Consider the following 18,967-nt stretch of genomic DNA (forward strand, 5'->3'; position numbering starts at 1 on the left):
TTCAATCTTTCATTTTCAAGGTTCATGTTGTTGCTGTTCTCAGCGGCAACGTTCAATATCATATCACATCGTTTTCGCTTTGTCAACAACTTTTTCATTTATTTTGGAAATCTTTTTGATTTCCTGCCCCGTTCTCACGGGGCGAGGATTATAATATCAAATGTCACGGCAAAAGTCAACAGTATTTTTCAACTTTTTTCATTTTTTTATTTTTCACAGAAAACAGCTGCAATTCAACGAAACTATCGCGCCTGCTCTGCTGCAATAAATGGAGCCGCGATTTCTTTTACTCCCTGTGGATTTCTGGCATTCCACTCCGCAAAGCTTACACCTGCTGCAGCCACAGCTTTACCAAGAGAAAGCAGGAAGTCCGGAATCTGACTTTCCAGAATGGTTCCCAGTTCTTCCCCCATTTTTTCTTTTCCCTGTATATCGCATCCATTTAAGAACAGAAGGAACGCAGACTCTGCCTTTCCATTTACTTTCTTGGCTGCTCCGCGAAATCCCATAACACCGGTCTGATGGGTACCGCAGGAGGAAGGACATCCGGAAATATGGATTTTAGGCAGCGCATCAGCCGGAAGTCCAGCCTTCTGCACAGCCTCCACACAGGCTCGGAGGAGTGACTGGGAATCCCGCACACCAACCTGACATACTGCTGCTCCAATGCAGCTGACTGATCCTTCAAATTCTGTTTTTGCCGTATTATTCTCCGTAATATCCAGAACTCGCTCTGCCTCTGCTGCGGTCAGATTGATCACATACGCTGTTTCATCCGGTGCCAGGCGCAGCTCCACACCTTCCATGCTCTGAATCGCATCACTTAAAGCACACAGAACAGAAAGATCGGGCTGTCCGCCCACCGGATGCCAGGATACAGTATAAAGTCCCGGCTGCTTCTGTTCCAGAACACGCGGACCGGTAATATTCCTGCCATCCCCACGTTTTAATACAGGCAGAGAATCCGTGCTGATTTTTAAATCCTCACCGGAAGCATATACCTCATTCAGCTTCTCCAGAAATGCTTTCTTATAATTTTCAGCACCGCCAAGACTTTCCTGCATGTAGCGGCTGCGAGCCTTGCCACGGTTCTCATAGTTTCCATACGCACGGAAGGTCAGCCACATAGTCTTAATATAATAACAGATATCCTCCGGTTTTACCGCTTCCGCGATCAGAACACCAAAACGGGGATTGCTGCCCAGACCGCCTGCACTGTATACATCAAAGCAGCCATCCGGACGCGCCGCGAATCCGAGATCACGATAAGTGGCATGGGACAGGTTGCTCGGAGAGCTGGAAAATGCCACCTTTAGCTTACGTGGCATCTTCTCTGCACGGATAAACCCCATCAGATACTCACCTGCTGCCTTTGCCCATGGGAGCACGTTAAAGTATTCGTCCTTCTCCACGCCGGAAAGTGGGCTGCAGGTGACATTGCGCGGGAAATCTCCGCCTCCGCCCATAGTGATGATCCCCACATCCATAGCCTGCTCCATAATATCCGCCACAATGCTGCCGTCCAGATCATGAAGCTGGATTGTCTGGCAGGTGGTAAAATGAGCTTTTTTCAGATTATATGTTCGAATGGTATCTGCAATAAATTTCAGTTTTTCCTTTGTCACACAACCGCCTGTCATGCGCAGACGCAGCATGCTTGCCTTTCCGCCCTTCTGCGCGTAGCTTCCGTACAGTCCGGAAAAGCCCTTGTAGGCATCTTTGCTGAGTTCTCCTGCATAAAAGGCTGCCGTTTTTTCCCTGAAAGCAGGAATATCCTCTTTCCAGTTGTGGTCATTTCTGATTTCCATATGTCTCCTCCTGATGTAAACAGCGCGTTTCCCTGGAGAGCATTTTTCGTTTCACAGGAGGTAATTTCCCTGAAAAACATAAAGACACCCAGCTGCGCCAGATGTCTCTTATTGTATCATAATTCTGTTTTCAATGGAACAAATGCATGGACATTTTCTATGATCTGCCGGATCTTAACCGGATTTTTCCAGCCATCCGTCTCTCTGTAAGTGCACGATTTGTTTTTATCTCCGCTTCAACGGTTTCAAGCAATGTTTTATTGAATTTTTTTATTTTACTTCCACATCGGGATATTGTCAATTATTTTTTTCGCTTAACATTCTTTCGTTCTTCGCATTCGATTGCAAACTTCTGTATTCTGACAACGGTTGATTTTTTTCGTCAGCTGTTCTCTTCCCGCTGTTCTTCCTCTTCCGACTTCTCCGGTGCCAGCGCCAGGGTAAACCAGAACTCTACGCCATCCTTGTGATTGGCCACACCGTACTGCTGGTGATGGGCTTCCATGATGGCTTTGACAATAGAAAGTCCGATGCCGCTGCCGCCGTAAGCACGGGTGCGGGCCTTGTCTACCTTGTAGAACTTCGTCCAAAGATTCGGCAGGTCTTCCTCCGGGATTGGAGTTCCATTATTATATACATGAATCTTTGCCACCCCATCCAGTGTTTCACTCCAGATACGGATGTTATGGTCGCCGCCAAGATGATTCATGGCGTTGGTCAGATAATTGGTCACAACTTCCTCGATCTTGAATTCATCCCCCATAACCACCAGGGTTTCCGGCATATCTACGCTCACCTTTGCCGCATTCTGCTGAATGAGGATGCCGGAGGAATTGATCAGGTCATGCACCAGCTCCGTGACATCAAAAGCTGCAATGCTCGGCGTGTCGTTTCCAAATTCCAGGGCCGTCAGGGTCAGAAGCTGGCGTACCATCTTGTTCATCTTGTTGGCCTCATCCATGATGACCTCACAGTAATAACTGCGGCTTTCTTCGTCCTCGCACATGCCGTCGCATAACCCCTCCGCATAGCCCTGGATCAGGGCAATCGGAGTTTTCAGTTCATGGGAGACATTGGCAATGAACTCTTTTCGCATCTCATCGATCTGGATCTTCTCGTCAATGTCGTGCTGCAGCTGTTTGTTGGCATCCTGCAAGGCACCAATGGCATCCTTTAAGCTGTGGGAAAGAGAATTCATGCTCCGACCCAGAACACCCACCTCATCCTCCGCATCATCCTCGTAAGCAACATCAAAATTCAGTTTTGACATTTCTTCGGAAAGGGCCGACAGTTTCATGATCGGTTTGGTGATGCGGTTCGTGACAAAGCACATCATAATGCTTCCGAACACCAGCACGATCAAGCCGACCCAGGTGATAAACCGGTTGGAAAGCGCCACGCTCTCCCGAATGCTGGCAAGAGGCATGGACATGATGAACATGGTCCGGTTATCCGAAAAATACCCCCAGCTCTCCATATAGGTACTGCTGGAACGGAAGTCCCGATTCTTCTCCACCACATAATTATCATGCTGCTTTAATATCTCCATGTGCTTGTGTCCCATGCCCAGCACATATCGCTGCAGCTTCTGGGTCAGAAAGTCGCTGTCACGGCCGGAGCTGACCAGCGCCTTTCCAGTGTCACTGTCAATGAGGGTAATCGCAATGTTGTTCTGCTCGCTGTAGGTGCGGATCGTTCCAAGCAGGGTTCCCTGCTCTTGCGGAATGTCTTCCGGAAGAGCTTCCGGGATGTCCTCATCCGTCTGCTCGGACGGTTCTGCCTCATCGGTCCCGGACGGTTCTTCCTCGCTGTCAGAACCGGTATCTCCCTTTGCCGTCTGTTTCCAGATATCCCACTCCTGCTCCAGTTCCTCCCGCAGCACATCACCGATGTTCTCATTCTCGCCAACCTTTTCCTGGATGGCACTGTCAATATCCGTGTAGGCCTGCTCCATCACCTTCAGCTTCTGGTCCACATAGTAGCCCTCCAGCCACCAGGTATTCACACCCCAGATGGCCAGAAGCATGGCCGCCATAAGACCCACGAAGATCAGCATGATGCGATGACGGATAGAATGAAACCGAAAAATCTTTTTGTGCTTCATCAGTCTACCTCGAACTTATAGCCCATGCCCCAGATGGTCTTGATATAATTGCCCTTCTCGCCCATCTTGCTGCGCAGCTTTTTGACATGGGTATCAATGGTGCGGGCATCACCAAAGTAATCATAATTCCAGACATTGTTGAGGATCTTCTCTCTGGAAAGAGCGATGCCCTGGTTTTCTACAAAATAGGTCAGCAGTTCAAATTCCTTGTAGCTTAAATCAATTGGTTTTCCGTCAATCTCGACCTGGTGCGCTGCCTTGTCGATTCGGATACCGCCTACCTCCGTGGTCTCACTGACCGCTACGTTGGAACGGCGCAGAATGGCCTCGACCCGGGCCACCAGAATCTTCGGGCTAAAGGGCTTGGAAATGTATTCGTCCACACCAAGCTTAAAGCCCTGAAGCTCATCCCGCTCCTCGCCGCGGGCGGTCAGCATAATGACCGGCACCTGGGAATACTGGCGTACGGTCTTTAAAACCTCCCAGCCATCCATCTTCGGCATCATGACATCGAGGATGATAAGGGAAATGTCTTTCTGCTTAAAGAACATATCTACAGCCTGTTCGCCATCTTCCGCCTCGATCACGGTAAAGCCCTTGATGGTCAGGAAATCCTTCACCAGCTTGCGCATTCTGGCTTCATCATCTACTACTAATATCTTCAACGATTCCATATGTATCGTCTCCTCTCTGCTTTTGATTCTCTTTGTGTTTCTTTCATCTTTTCCCCATTTTAGCAGAGTTTTTTTTGCTTTTCCACATTTTCACAGAGATTTCACACATACAGAAAACAGGGACAGAATCTCTGTTTTCGCAGATCTCTGTCCCTGACATATCATGACTTATTCTTCAGTTGTCTCAGTCTCTTCGCATACCTCAATGCCAAGCTCTTCTAACTGCTTTGGATCTACCGGAGTCGGCGCCTCGGTCATCAGGCAGGATGCGTCCTTTACCTTCGGGAAGGCAATGACTTCACGGATGCTGTCGCAGCCGCCCATCAGCATTACCACACGGTCAAGGCCGTATGCCAGGCCAGCGTGCGGCGGAACTCCGTACTTGAAGGCTTCAAGCAGGAAACCGAACTGCTCCTGTGCCTTTTCCGGAGTGAAGCCCAGTACCTCAAACATCTTGGACTGGATGTCGCTCTGGTGGATACGGACGGAACCACCGCCGATCTCGGTACCGTTTAATACGATATCGTATGCCTTCGCGCGTACTGCGCCCGGATCGGAATCGATTAAATGCCAGTCCTCATCCATCGGCATGGTAAATGGGTGATGCATTGCCACGAAACGTCCCTGCTCCTCGGAGTACTCCAGTAACGGGAACTCGGTTACCCACAGGAACTTGTAATCGTCTTTCTTTAAGAGGTCAAGCTGACGCGCGATCTCCAGACGCAGATTGCCCAGAACATCCCATACAACTTTATTCTTATCCGCTGCAAACAACAGCAGGTCACCCGGCTTACCATCCATAGCAGAGATCAGGGCTGCCATCTGCTCCTCGGTCATGAATTTCGCGAAGGAGGACTTGTAGCTGCCATCCTCCTGGATCGCAACGTAGGCAAGACCCTTTGCTCCGTATCCCTTTGCAAACTCAACCAGCGCATCGATTTTCTTACGCGGCATATGACCCTGTCCCTCAGCGTTGATACCGCGAACGGTGCCGCCGTTTTCCAGAGCACCCTTGAATACAACGAACTCGCAGTCTTTGACTACATCAGATACATTCTTTAACTCCATGCCGAAACGAAGGTCCGGCTTATCGGAACCGAAGCGGTCCATAGCCTCCTGCCAGGTCATGCGCGGGATCGGCTGCGGGATCTCGACGTTTAAGATTTCCTTGAACAGCTTGTGAAGCAGGCGCTCGTTGACATCGATGACATCATCCACGTCTACAAAGGACAGCTCCATATCGATCTGGGTGAACTCCGGCTGACGGTCTGCACGCAGATCCTCATCGCGGTAGCAGCGTGCCAGCTGGAAATAACGGTCATAACCGGAGCACATTAACAGCTGCTTAAAGAGCTGCGGAGACTGCGGAAGCGCATAGAAGGAACCCGGATGTACACGGCTCGGTACGAGGTAGTCTCTTGCGCCCTCCGGGGTGCTCTTGATGAGGGTCGGAGTCTCAATCTCCAGGAAGCCTTCCTCTGCCAGGAACTGTCTGGTGAGAATGGCAATCTTGCTTCTTAACAGCAGGTTGCGCTGCATATCCGGTCTTCTTAAATCCAGGAAACGGTATTTTAAACGCAGCTCCTCTTTGGTCTTGGAGTTCTCCTCGATCGGGAATGGCGGAGTCTCGGACTCAGATAAGATGCGCAGGCTGTTGGCGCGCACCTCAATGGCACCGGTTGCCAGGTTCTCGTTGACTGCGCCGGAACGTGCCTCCACGCGGCCGGTTACAGCAATGACATACTCACTTCTTAACTTCTCTGCCTTTGCGAAGCTCTCTGCACCACAGTCGCTCTCCTCAAAGATGATCTGCAGGATACCGGAACGGTCACGTAAATCCACGAAAATGATTCCGCCCTTGTTTCTGCTCTTCTGCACCCAGCCCATAACGGTCACTTCCTGACCGATGTTTGCTGTGGTGACTTCTGTACACCGATGGGACCGCTTCAGTCCCAGCATTGATTCTGCCATGATTTATCTCCTTTGATTCAATGATCTTATTTCAAAGCTCTTATTTCAGGGCTTCTTTATAAAACTCTACAAATTCGTTATAGCCCTCTTTGTTTAACTGCTCCTTCTGGAACTTCTTATTCTTGTTCATCATGGAAACAAGCACCTGGACACCGGCTTTGCGCTCGCCCATAGCCTGCTTCATGATCTGTCCGTAGCGTGCCGGATCCATGCCCTTCTCGATAAGATAAGCCTTCTTCGGAGCCGCATTTTCGATTTCGCCGCCCTGCTCCATAAGGATGGTAACGATACGCTCAAAGCCGATAGAGAAGCCGCAGGCCGGAGTATCCTGACCGGTAAACTTGCCGATCATCTTGTCGTATCTTCCGCCGCCTGCAACGGAACCGCCAAAGCCTTCCATGGAAACCTCGAAGATGGTTCCGGTGTAGTAGGACATGCCGCGCACCAGAGTCGGGTCAAAGGCCAGCTTAAAGTCGGTCTCGGCTACCTCGGTTACGGTATCCATGATATTGGCCAGATTCTCTGCGGTCTTTGTATCCAGCACACCGGCTAAGGTCTCGCCAAGACCACGGACTGCTGCGGCGTCCTCGCCAAGGCCGGATAACAGTTCTGCATACTTTTCTACGCTCTCCGCTGCGTAACCAAGCTCCAGAAGCTCTGCCTTTACGCCATCCAGACCGATCTTGTCCATCTTATCCAGGGTAATGAATACCTGATCCAGGCCATCCTCTGGGAATCCGCAGTAAAGAGCCATGCCCTTTAAAATGCCGCGGTCATTGATGCGGACGGTAAACGCGTTCTTCGGGCAGATCTTGCCAAGAGCAGTGGTGGTAGCCAGGATCAGTTCAATCTCTGCCATGTTGGTTGCGTCACCCAGGATGTCGATATCGCACTGGGTGAACTGACGGAAACGGCCGCGCTGCGGACGGTCCGCACGCCACACGCTGCCCATCTGAAGAGCCTTGAACGGACTCGGGAGCTGTGCTCCGTTATTGGAATAATAACGGGACAGCGGCAGGGTCAGGTCATAGCGAAGTCCACTGTCGGTTAAATCGTTCTCGGTTTCAGCGGTCTCGAGGTTTAATTTTTCTCCGCGCTTTAAGATCTTGAAGATCAGCTTCTCGTTGTCTCCGCCTTGCTTGCTAGTCAGGTTTTCGATGTGCTCCACACACGGAGTCTCCACCTGGGTAAATCCGAAACTGCGGTAGGTTTCACGGATCTGGTTCATCACATATTCCCGCACCTGCATCTCTGCCGGCAGGATATCACGCATGCCGGTAACCGGCTTCTTTTTTAATGCCATATTTATTCTCCGTTTTCTATGTTTCTAAGTCTTCCTGAAAATCACATACTCGTTTACAAATTATACTATTCTAAGGAACAAATTGCAATCGTAAGCGTTCAACTTGTTACAGTTACTGCGCATCTGACAGCAATTTTTCTTTTCGCTCGATCATTTCCTCCACGCGGCTGATGTACTGCTCTACATCCTTCACATTCTCGCAGCGCTCGATGCGGTTCTCCTCGGCGAACAGGCGCTTGGTGGTGGTTCCCGCGCCGCAGCCGATGATGGTCTGCTGTTCCTCCATGATGAGCACGTTATAGATGCAGGCCTTTCCCGGTGCCGCATAGCCCACGTTCTCAAAATTGCCTGCCATATTTTTCTGGCGATACAGATAGTACGGCTCCAGGCCCATCTCACGGGCATAGCGGGCAGTCAGATCGATCATCTCCTGCGTATTCTCGATCTTTAAATCCTTATAAACTTCCTTCATGGTGTTTAAGCGTGCCGCGCGCTTAATGGCCAGGGAATGCACGGTAACGCTGTCCGGTGCCAGGGCCTTCACTGCCTCCATGGTGGCCTGTACATCCTCCAGAGTTTCCTCCGGCAGTCCGATGATGAGATCCATATTGATGTTGTCAAAGCCAACCTCACGGGCAAGCTTGAAACGGTCCACCACATCCTCCACTGTGTGGCGGCGTCCGATGAGACGCAGAGTATCCTGCTTCATAGTCTGTGGATTGATGGAAATGCGGCCCACGCCATGTTTCTTAAGCACCTCCAGCTTCTCCCGGGTGATGCTGTCCGGACGTCCTGCTTCCACGGTAAACTCCTGAACGGCAGAGAAATCAAAGGTCCCCTTTAGTTTTGTGATCAGCCTGTCCAGATCTTCCGGAGAAAGAGAAGTCGGGGTTCCTCCGCCAAAATAAACGGTGTCCAGCGTGCAGCCCTTCTTCTTTTCTGCCACATAATCCAGTTCTTTGAACAGCGCATCCAGATACTCGTGAGTGCGGTCCTTCCACTTTCCGATCGGATAAGAGGTAAAGGAACAATACAGGCAGGTGGTCGGGCAGAACGGAATGCCCACATACAAGCTGTAGCCTTCCTTATAATCAATGGTCGAAAGCAGCTTGCGTTCTCTCTGGGCAATTTCGATGCTTAAGTGAATCTTCTCATCGCTGGTGAAATAGGTATCCTTCATGTGGCGGAAAATCTGATCTTCCGTTTCGCCTTCCGCAAGCTTTGTCATGGCAATCTTGGTCGGACGAATGCCTGTTAAGGTTCCCCACGGGAGCTGCTTTCCCGTCTGCTGCATGAGAAGCACATAGAGTCTGCGTTTAATCTTATTCTTTGTCTCAAAGCGATTTTCGTAATTTACTTTCAGAACACTGTTCTCCGCCGCCGCCTGAAATTCGGCCCGGATCTCCGGCTCCAGTTTCTCCATGGACAGCAGATGGAAGCAGGAGCTTCCGAAATATCCCAGACATAACGTAAACTCCGTACGATCTTCATTTACCGTTCCTTCCACAAAAAAGTCCAGATCCTCCTGCATTTCATGCGCAAAGGTCTGTCCCGGGTAAAATGCCATCAGAAGCTCCCGGATATCCTGCTCGTAAGCGCTGTCATTTAACAAAATTCCGATCATGCCTGCATGCCTCGCTTTCTCACATAAGCTGCCACCGGATTATACTGCTTCTCATAACCAATGGTAGTAGCATCACCATGTCCCGGATAGACCATGATATCATCCGGCAGCACCAGAAGCTTCTCTGCGATGGAATGAACAATGGCAGACATGCTTCCGGTCGGAAGATCCGTCCGTCCCAGAGACTCCGCAAACAGGGTATCTCCGCTGAACAGCACCTTCTCCTCCGGCAGGTAATAACAGACAGAACCTGCTGTATGGCCCGGTGTGGCCATAACCTTCCACTCCCTGTTTAAGAAATGGAGTACATCTCCATCCCGCAGCAGATGGTCTGCGCTGATACCGGTCTGCTCTGTTCCCATGGTTCCGGAAAGATTCAGAAACGGGTCATTCAGCATCCGCTCATCGTCCATATGGACATAAACCTTGCATCCGTAAGCTTTGCGAATATCATCCGCAGCCAGCATATGATCAAAATGCGCATGAGTAAGAAGGACTGCCTCAGGTTTCACGCCAAATTCCCGGCATTTGTTCTTTAAGTAATCCGCATTGTCTGCCGGATCGATGATCACGGCTGTTTTTTCGCCCTCACGGAACACGAGGTAACAGTTTGTGCTGACACCGCCCAGCACATAGGTTTTAATTCGAAAATCACTCATAATCTGCTCCTTTTCTATATCCGAAACACAGAAAAACTGCGGAACAACTATCCCGCAGTCCTTTCTATATCGATCACGCCATCGATCTGTCTTAACTTGTCCGTCAGCCGGTTCAGTTCTTCGATTCCGTGAATGTCAAACGTCATAATGATCGTGGCCTTGCCCTGCTTGCTGGTGCGCACATTCATCGAGGTGATATCGATCTGGCGCTCCGTAAACACCTTGGAAATATCGACAAACATGCCGATGCGGTTATTGGCGTAAATCTGGATCTCCGTAGTGTAGCGCTCCTTGGTGCTGCTGTCATCCTCCGGCTGCTGCCACTCGGCCTCAATGAGACGGGTGCGCTCCTCCGACGGAAGGTTGATAATATTCACACAGTCTGTCCGGTGAATGGATACGCCGCGGCCGCGGGTCACATAGCCCACGATCTCGTCGCCCGGCACCGGACTGCAGCAGCGTGAGAAACGGACTGCCACATCATGGATGCCCTTTACCATAATTCCGCCCTTGGTCTTCTTGCTGACCTCGGCTTTGTTTCCAGACATCTCGCTGAGACCATCCAGAATGTTGGTATCGGTAACCTCCTTGCGGGTCTTCTTCTCCCGTTCCTCGATCATCTTATTGATGACCTGGCCTTCTTTTAAGCCACCATGGCCAATGGAAGCCAGAACAGAATCCCAGTCACGGAAGGCATAACGCTGCATGACCTTCTCCTGAAACTCCGGCTTATTTAAATCGCCAAAATTGATGCCCTTGGTCTTACAGTAACGATCGATGAGATCCTTGCCGCGGACGATGTTATCTTCTTTTAATTCACTCTTAAACCACTGGTTGATCTTGTTCTTGGCCTGGGTACTCTTCACCAGAGCCAGCCAGTCACGGCTCGGGCCTTTGGAGTTCTGGGATGTGATGACCTCAATGCGGTCGCCATTCTGGATCACATACTCGATCGGCACCAGTTTGCCGTTCACCCTTGCTCCGACCATCTTGTTGCCCACCGCACTGTGGATGGAATACGCAAAATCAATGGTTGTAGAACCGCTCGGCAGTGTCTTGACATCTCCTGACGGAGTGAAGCAGTACACATTCTCGGAGAATAAATCCAGATCTCCCTTTACCATGCTCAGGAACTCTTTGGAGTCACTGGTGTCCTTCTGCCACTCCAGGATCTGGCGCAGCCAGGACAGCTTTGCAGCTTCATCGCCTGCAGCAACCTTGCCGCTTCCGCTCTCTTTATACTTCCAGTGCGCCGCAATACCGTATTCTGCGGTACGGTGCATCTCAAAGGTCCGGATCTGGATCTCAAACGGCTGGCCGTTGCTGCCGATCAGCGTGGTGTGCAGAGACTGGTACATATTCGGCTTCGGCATGGCAATATAGTCCTTGAACCGGCCCGGGATCGGCTTGTACAGCTCATGGATAACACCCAGGGCAGCGTAACAGTCCTTTACCGTATCTACAATGATGCGCACTGCAAACAGATCATAAATCTGATCCAGCGTCTTGTGCTGGTTGACCATCTTTCGGTAGATGCTGAAGAAATGCTTCACGCGTCCGTCAACCTTGGCCTCAATGCCGGCCTCCTTCATGTGGGTGGAAACCTCATCAACAATGCTCTTGACAAACTCCTCCCTGGCATCCTTACCAAGGGAAATCTTTTCCGCCAGGTCATAGTAGACATCTGGCTGCAGATATTTTAATGAGAGATCATCCAGTTCCACCTTGATCTTGGAAATACCGAGACGATGGGCGATGGGCGCGTAGATTTCCATGGTCTCACGGGCTTTTTCTTTCTGCTTCTCCGGCTTCATGTACTGCAGCGTACGCATATTGTGCAGACGGTCGGCCAGCTTGATCAGGATGACACGGATATCTTTTGCCATGGCGAGGAACATCTTGCGCAGGTTCTCTGCCTGCATCTCCACCTTGTCCTTGGACCAGGACAGCTGGGTCAGTTTCGTGACGCCGTCTACCAGGAGCGCTACCTCCGGACCAAACTCCTTAGAAAGCTCATCCAGCGTCATGACGGTGTCTTCCACGACATCATGAAGAATGCCTGCCGCAATGGTCTCCTTATCCATCTCAAGGTCTGCCAGAATGATGGCAACACAAAGAGGGTGAATGATATAGGGTTCACCCGATTTTCGTTTCTGATCCTTGTGTGCCTCATGGGCAACCTTGTACGCTTTCTCGATCAGGGAGATATCATCTGAAGGATGATACTTCCGGATACTGCGGATCAGGTCCTTATACAATTCTTCCGGGCTGGTAAAATCTGCGGGATTCTCCAGCTCAATGTCCATTTTCTTCTCCGTCTGTTCATTCGCCATAGAAAAAGCCACCTTTTTGAAGATAATATATTAACACATTATAAAATTTTTTGTCGGAAAATGCAAGCATTACGTCCCGAAGGCTTAGTTTTAAGCTATTTGCCCGATTTCTGCGTCCTGGTGACCTGATACATCAGCGCATTGCACACAGCTGCCGCAATATTACTTCCGCCTTTTCTTCCGCGCGCCACGATGCATGGCACACTCGACTGACAGATGAGCTCCTTCGACTCTACTACATTTACAAAGCCCACCGGGGTTCCGATGATAAAATCCGGATGGATCTCACCCTTCTGCATCATCTCATACAATCGAATAAGGGCCGTCGGCGCGTTGCCGATGGCAAAGATGACCGGTCCGGCAAGCGTTGCCGCGCGTTCCATACTGACGATAGCCCTTGTCACGCCCCGCTCCTTCGCCTCAGCCGCCACATCCGGATCTGCCATAAAGCAGCGGACCGTTCCGTTTAGCTGTTTGAGTGCCGCCTTGTTTACACCGGCCAGCGCCATGTTGGTATCCGTCACGATGGTAAAGCCCCTGCCGCTCTTCATCAGATTTACTGCCAGCTCCACCGCTCCATCAGAAAAATAGAGATTGCTGGCATAATCAAAATCCGCCGCGGTATGGATACAACGCTTCACCACGGCCAGCTCACCCGGTGTCCAGTTTCCTTCCGGCATCTCAGCTTCGATGATGGCCATACTGCGGGCCTCGATCTCCTCCGGCCGAACCCACTGCATTGTTTCTATCATAATGTTATCCTTTCCATTTTTTTCCTGTTCAAACCTGGATGTTCTTTCAACATGCAGATTGTCCACATGCATTCCCGGCTTCATACCAGGTTCCTGTCTGTCTTTAGGACTCGTACTCTTCCATAATCTTATAGACCGCCTCCATATCCAGAGACTGGCGCACCAGGTCTGCCAGCTTATCATACTGGCTTTCCTTATATTCTTCCATACTTTGTGCCTTTGCAGTCAGGCTGATGCCTTTCTTTTCTGCCAGCCTAGTCAGAATCGCTCCGGTAAACTCCAGATTATCAAACAGGCCGTGGAGATAGCTTCCGAACACCAGGCCATCGGCCCGGACAAAACCGTCCATGCGGCCGTCTGCAAGGCAGATTGCCGGAGTAACACTGTGATCTGCCCGGGAGGCATTTCCTGGCTGCTGTCCTGCACCCGCCTGCTGCGAGCCATTCAAGCCCGACCCTGCCTCAGCCGGAAACGTCTCTCCCATATGGATCTCATACCCCTTCACGCTCTGCCCGGTCACCTGGCCATAAACTCCAGCTGCTGCCATCACCATTCCTTCTGTCCGGGTTCTGGTTTTCTCTGCCGCAAAGATGGTCTCTGCCGCCAGAAGTCCCATGCCCCGCATGGTACTGCCCGGTTCCCCTTCCACACCATGCGGATCAGAAAGCTGTTCACCAAGCATCTGATAACCGCCGCAGATTCCGATCACCGGAACTTTCTGTTCCTCCACCAGCCGCCAGATCATGGCCTCCAGTCCGCTCTCCCGCAGCCATTTTAAGTCAGCCATGGTATTTTTCGTTCCCGGCAGAAGGATCAGATCCGGCTGTCCCAGATGTGCCGGCCGGTCCACATAGCGCAGAGAAACGCCATCATAATGTTCCAGCGCATTGAAGTCCGTAAAATTGGAGATATGCGGCAGATGGATCACCGCCACATCCAGGCCGTCCTGCGCCTTAGTCCGCACCAGACGGTCGGACAGGCTGTCCTCATCATCCAGATCGATCTGCTCCATGGGGATCACGCCCACCACCGGAATGTGAAGCCGCTCCTCGATCATGCGGAGTCCCGGCTCCAGAATCTTAACATCACCACGGAATTTATTGATGACGAGACCCTTGATGCGGGCCCGCTCCTCCGGCTCCAGCAGACTGACGGTTCCATATAATGATGCAAACACGCCGCCCCGGTCAATATCTCCCACCAGAAGCACCGGCGCATTCGCAATCTTTGCCATCCCCATATTCACGATATCATTGTCCCGCAGATTAATCTCTGCCGGACTTCCGGCACCCTCCAGGACAATGGCATCAAACTGGCTTTCCAGCCTCTCGAACGCCTCCTGGACTGCCGGAATAAATTCCGTTTTGCGGCGGTAATAATCCATGGCTTTTAAATTTCCGAACACCTCGCCGTTTACGATCACCTGGCTTCCCATCTGGCTGGTCGGCTTTAGCAGGATCGGGTTCATGTCCACGGTAGGCGCGATTCCAGCCGCCTCCGCCTGCATGGCCTGGGCCCGCCCGATTTCCAGTCCATCTTTGGTAATGTAAGAGTTCAGGGCCATATTCTGGGATTTAAACGGTGCTACGGAGTAACCATCCTGCCTTAAGATCCGGCACAGGGCCGCCGCCACGAAGCTCTTTCCGGAATTGGACATGGTGCCCTGGATCATGATCTTCTTTGCCATTTCTAAACCCCCTTGCGGAATTCCGTTGTAAAATGCGCATCGTACAGTCTGGAAAGTTCAAAGGTATCACCAAGGAACCTGCCTACGGTTACCAGTGCTGTCTTACGGATGCCTGCTTCCTTTACCTTCTGCGCAATATCCGTCAGCGTTCCCTTGACGATCTTCTGATCCTCCCAGGATGCCTTATAGACCACAGCGGCCGGAGTATCTTCCGGATAACCACCGGCCTGCAGCCGTGTGCTTAATGTCTCAATCTCACCTACACTTAAGAAAATCACCATGGTAGCCTGATGCACTGCCAGCGCTTCAATCTGTTCCCGCTCCGGCACTGCAGTGCGTCCTTCCATGCGGGTTAAGATCACGGTCTGGCTGACTCCCGGCAGCGTGTACTCCCGCTTTAAGCTGGCTGCAGCCGCCAGGAAGGAACTGACTCCCGGCACGATCTCATAAGGAATTCCCATTTTTTCCAGTTCCACCATCTGTTCCCGGTGGGCGCCGTAAATAGACGGATCTCCGGTATGGACGCGGACAACTTTTTTTCCTGCCGCCACGCCGCGCTTCATCACATCCAGTACCTCTTCCAGGTTCATGGTGGCGCTGTTGTAAATCTCCGCTTCCGGCCTTGCCCCGGAAAGCACCTGGGGGTTCACCAGGGAACCGGCATAAATGATGATGTCTGCCTCATCGATCAGACGTTTTCCCTTCACGGTGATCAATTCCGGATCTCCCGGTCCGGCTCCGATAAAATAAATCATACCTGTTCCTCCTCAAAATTCTGATATGCGTCAACGTGAATGTTTTCAAAGGTACTGTTCTCCCGGTACACAGCCTCCGCCATATCAAGCAGCGGAAACAGCATCACGGCTCCGGTTCCCTCGCCCAGTGCCAGGTTTCCATAAATACTTGCCTCCAGCCCAAGCGTTTCCATTGCCATGCCGCAGGCCGGTTCCTTTCCCATATGGGACGGAAGCAGAAAGTCCGTAACCAGCGGACAGAATTTCCGGGCCAGAAGCGCTGCCATCAACGAGATCAGGCCATCCAGTACCACCGGGATCCGGTAAATAGCCCCGCCCAGCATCAGACCGCACATACCTGCAATATCAAAGCCGCCCACAGCTTCCAGGACCGCCAGCGGGTCCTCCGGATCCGGATGGTGCAGCGCAATAGCCTCTTTGATCACCTCTATTTTCTTTTCCAGTCCTGCGTTGGAGAGCCCGGCTCCACGCCCGGTCACAATTTCCACCGGTGCCTGCAAAAGTACGCTGGCCACCGCGCTGCTGGTGGTGGTATTGCCAATTCCCATCTCCCCCACCGCCAGAAGATCATATCCGGTATCTTTGAGCTCCGACGCAAGACGGATTCCGGTATGAAGTGCCTCCAGCGCCTGCTCCCGGCTCATGGCCGGTTCCCGGCGCAGATTGCTAGTCCCATTTGCAATGCGGCAGTTGCGGACCCCAGGCTCTTTAATCTCTCCCATAACTCCAATATCCACCGGTATCACATCTGCCCCGGCCACCGATGCCATACGGTTTACGCTGGCAATGCCCCGGGCAAAATTTTCTGTAACCACCGCTGTCACGCTGCTATCCGTCTGGGTCACACCCTCAGCCACCACACCGTTGTCCGCGCAGAATACCACAACCGCTTTCCGGTCTATTTTGATATCTTCCGTATTCTGAATGCCTGCCACTTTGGTTAAAAGATCTTCAAACCGGCCAAGCCCGTACAATGGTTTGGCAATTCCGTTCCAGTGGCGCTTTGCCGCGTCCACTGCCCGCTCATCCGCGGCACGCACGCTGCGGCAGAGACAGTGAAGCTGCTTCTCCAGATATTGTTCCATGTTATGTCTCACTTTCTACGTTTTTCAGATCCGGTAGCCCCGCGGTGTCACCATCCGCTCCCCGATCCTTTTTGTCTGGGAATTTCCGATAAACACCGTGGTAAACATATCCACCCGGGTATCGCGAAGCTCACTGAGCATCAGAACCCGGGCGTTCTGCCCTTCCCTGCCGATGTTGCTCACAATGCCGCAGACCCGGTCTTCCTTTGTCTGTCCCAGAATGATATCGCAGGCCCGTTTTAAATAATCTGCCCGTTTTTTACTGGACGGATTGTAGATACAGATGGAAAAATCCGCCTCCGCCGCACAGCGAAGTCTTGTCTCAATCTTCTCCCAGGGCGTTAAGAGATCACTTAAACTGATGACTGCAAAATCATGCATCAGCGGAGCACCAAGCACTGCGCCGCCGGCCAGGGCTGCCGTCACGCCGCTGACCACTTCCACCTCACACTCCGGATACTCCTGCTGTAATTCCAGGATCAGCCCGGACATGCCATACACGCCGGCATCGCCGCTGCAGACCATGGCCACGGTCTGGCCCTTCTTCGCCTCTTCAAACGCCATGCGGCAGCGTTCCACCTCCTGGCGCATGGGCGTGGTCAGAAACTGCTTCTCCGGGAAATGTTCCCGCAAAAGATCCACATACACGGTATAGCCAACGATCACATCACTCTGCTCCAGCGCCCTGCGCGCCTCAAACGTCATCTGCTCAAAATTCCCCGGCCCCATGCCGATCACATACACAAGCTTCCTCACCTGATTGCTCCTCATCCTTCCTGCTGTTTTCATGGATTTATTCATCAAAGGTAATGATCTTTCCCGGATTCAGGATCAGCTTCTCATCAAACGCCAGCTTGATGGACTGATACAGCTTATACATCCGGTCTCCCACGAACGGCTTTAAGTATTCAAGACGTCCGTTTCCGATTCCGTGTTCGCCGGACAACTGACCGCCAAACTGTTTGGAGACACCGTAAAGTTCGGTGAGGCAGGCTCTAGTTCCTCTGATCCAGTCTTCGTCGCTCATGGAGGCGTCGCGCAGCATCTCGGTATGAATGTTTCCGTCACCGGCATGGCCGCACGGCTCTACGCGGATACCGTACTTGGCACCGATGCTTTTTGCAAGGCGTACATATTCCGCGATCTTTGCCCGCGGTACGACCACATCGCACTCCTCCTGCGCCACACTCTCGGCCTTCATGCCCTCAAGGATTGCGCCGCGCACAGACCACACAGACGCAATACGCTCCGGCGTATCGGCAATGTAAACGTCGATGGCTCCGGCCTCCAGTGCCGCATCCGACGCTTCGGTGCAGGCAGATAAAAGCTCCTGCTCGCTTCCCGCGTCATACATGACGATCAGCACCGCGTCACCTTCTTTCACCGGCAGCAACTTATGAAGATTGCGCTCCACAATGTCAATCAGCTCCCGCTCCAGAAACTCAATAGCGGTCGGCACAGCTGCCATCTGTAGAAGGCACGGCACCATGTCGATGCAGCTTTCCAGACTTTCAAACGGCATCACCAGGGTACGGGTAAATTTCGGTGCAGGCATCAGCTTTAAGGTCACTTCCGTGAGAATGCACAGAGTTCCCTCGGAACCGATCACCAGGTCTTTGACATCGTAACCGGTGGTGTTCTTCACGACATTGGAGGAAAACTGGACAATCTCGCCATCCGGCAGCACGGCCTCGATACAGCGTACAAAATCGCGGGTCAGGCCATAGCGGACAGCCCGCATTCCACCTGCATTCGTAATAACATTTCCTCCGATGGACGCTGTTTTTTCACCCGGATCCGGCGGATAGAACAAGCCTTCTGCCGCTGCGGCTGCGGCCACTTCGGTTAAAAGCATGCCAGGCTGAACAGTCATGGTCATGTTGGCCTTGTCCAGACAGATCATCCTGTTCATTTTCATAACAGACAGCAGAATGCCGCCGTACTTACAGTTTGCGCCGCCCGCAAGACCGGTACCGGCTCCGCGGACCACCACCGGGATATTCTGCTCCCAGGCGTATTTCATGATCTTGCTGACTTCCTGCTTATCCAGCACTTCCACATAAAGTTCCGGAGGAAATACGCCATACTCCGGCATCTCATCGTGGTAATATTCTCTCGCGATCTCATCGCCGACCCAGACACGCTCCGGCGCAGTCACACTGCGAAGGTAAGCGAAATCCTCTTCAGTCATTTTTTTGTATGGAAACGGCAT

The 18,967-nt window shown here is 51.9% G+C and carries 14 protein-coding genes; all 14 read right to left on the bottom strand.

Annotation, left to right across the window (positions count from 1 at the left end):
- Nucleotides 1-242: 242 nt before the first annotated feature.
- Entirely contained in the window at nt 243-1,808 is a 1,566-nt protein-coding gene (locus tag DW819_RS13365; RefSeq protein WP_118733649.1) for a nitrite/sulfite reductase, read from the bottom strand.
- A 382-nt stretch (nt 1,809-2,190) separates the two neighbouring features.
- Nucleotides 2,191-3,912, bottom strand: a complete 1,722-nt coding sequence (locus DW819_RS13370) for a HAMP domain-containing sensor histidine kinase (protein WP_118733650.1) — start codon at nt 3,910-3,912, stop codon at nt 2,191-2,193.
- Nucleotides 3,912-4,586 (bottom strand): response regulator transcription factor, encoded by a 675-nt coding sequence (locus DW819_RS13375; protein WP_118733651.1) that lies wholly within the window; start codon nt 4,584-4,586, stop codon nt 3,912-3,914. The genes DW819_RS13370 and DW819_RS13375 overlap by 1 nt, the downstream gene beginning before the upstream one ends.
- A 168-nt stretch (nt 4,587-4,754) precedes the next feature.
- Complete coding sequence (aspS, locus tag DW819_RS13380) at nt 4,755-6,557, bottom strand: aspartate--tRNA ligase (protein WP_118733652.1); 1,803 nt, start codon at nt 6,555-6,557, stop codon at nt 4,755-4,757.
- A 40-nt stretch (nt 6,558-6,597) separates the two neighbouring features.
- On the bottom strand, nt 6,598-7,860 hold the full coding sequence (hisS, locus tag DW819_RS13385; protein WP_118733653.1) for a histidine--tRNA ligase: 1,263 nt from the start codon (nt 7,858-7,860) through the stop codon (nt 6,598-6,600).
- A gap of 112 nt (nt 7,861-7,972) precedes the next feature.
- A complete protein-coding gene (gene hemZ, locus DW819_RS13390; protein ID WP_118733654.1) occupies nt 7,973-9,484 on the bottom strand; it encodes a coproporphyrinogen dehydrogenase HemZ in 1,512 nt (503 codons plus the stop codon).
- Entirely contained in the window at nt 9,481-10,143 is a 663-nt protein-coding gene (locus DW819_RS13395; protein ID WP_118534366.1) for an MBL fold metallo-hydrolase, read from the bottom strand. Before DW819_RS13395 ends, hemZ begins: the two co-directional genes overlap by 4 nt.
- Before the next feature lie 47 nt (nt 10,144-10,190).
- Nucleotides 10,191-12,476, bottom strand: a complete 2,286-nt coding sequence (locus tag DW819_RS13400) for a bifunctional (p)ppGpp synthetase/guanosine-3',5'-bis(diphosphate) 3'-pyrophosphohydrolase (protein ID WP_118534367.1) — start codon at nt 12,474-12,476, stop codon at nt 10,191-10,193.
- Nucleotides 12,477-12,571: 95 nt separating this feature from the next.
- A complete protein-coding gene (locus DW819_RS13405) occupies nt 12,572-13,228 on the bottom strand; it encodes a precorrin-8X methylmutase (protein ID WP_118733680.1) in 657 nt (218 codons plus the stop codon).
- A gap of 103 nt (nt 13,229-13,331) precedes the next feature.
- A complete protein-coding gene (locus tag DW819_RS13410) occupies nt 13,332-14,915 on the bottom strand; it encodes a cobyric acid synthase (RefSeq protein ID WP_118733655.1) in 1,584 nt (527 codons plus the stop codon).
- 2 nt (nt 14,916-14,917) lie between these two features.
- Nucleotides 14,918-15,670 carry a precorrin-4 C(11)-methyltransferase gene (cobM, locus tag DW819_RS13415; RefSeq protein ID WP_118733656.1) on the bottom strand — a complete coding sequence of 251 codons (753 nt, stop codon included), beginning with the start codon at nt 15,668-15,670 and terminating at the stop codon, nt 14,918-14,920.
- On the bottom strand, nt 15,667-16,755 hold the full coding sequence (gene cobT, locus DW819_RS13420) for a nicotinate-nucleotide--dimethylbenzimidazole phosphoribosyltransferase (protein WP_118733657.1): 1,089 nt from the start codon (nt 16,753-16,755) through the stop codon (nt 15,667-15,669). The genes cobM and cobT overlap by 4 nt, the downstream gene beginning before the upstream one ends.
- Nucleotides 16,756-16,779: 24 nt before the next feature.
- Nucleotides 16,780-17,526 carry a precorrin-3B C(17)-methyltransferase gene (cobJ, locus tag DW819_RS13425; protein WP_177304160.1) on the bottom strand — a complete coding sequence of 249 codons (747 nt, stop codon included), beginning with the start codon at nt 17,524-17,526 and terminating at the stop codon, nt 16,780-16,782.
- A gap of 22 nt (nt 17,527-17,548) precedes the next feature.
- On the bottom strand, nt 17,549-18,967 hold the full coding sequence (locus DW819_RS13430; RefSeq protein ID WP_118733658.1) for an FAD-binding oxidoreductase: 1,419 nt from the start codon (nt 18,965-18,967) through the stop codon (nt 17,549-17,551).

This window comes from Clostridium sp. AM33-3, from assembly GCF_003480315.1.
In the GTDB taxonomy this organism is placed as follows: Bacteria; Bacillota; Clostridia; order Lachnospirales; family Lachnospiraceae; genus Brotaphodocola.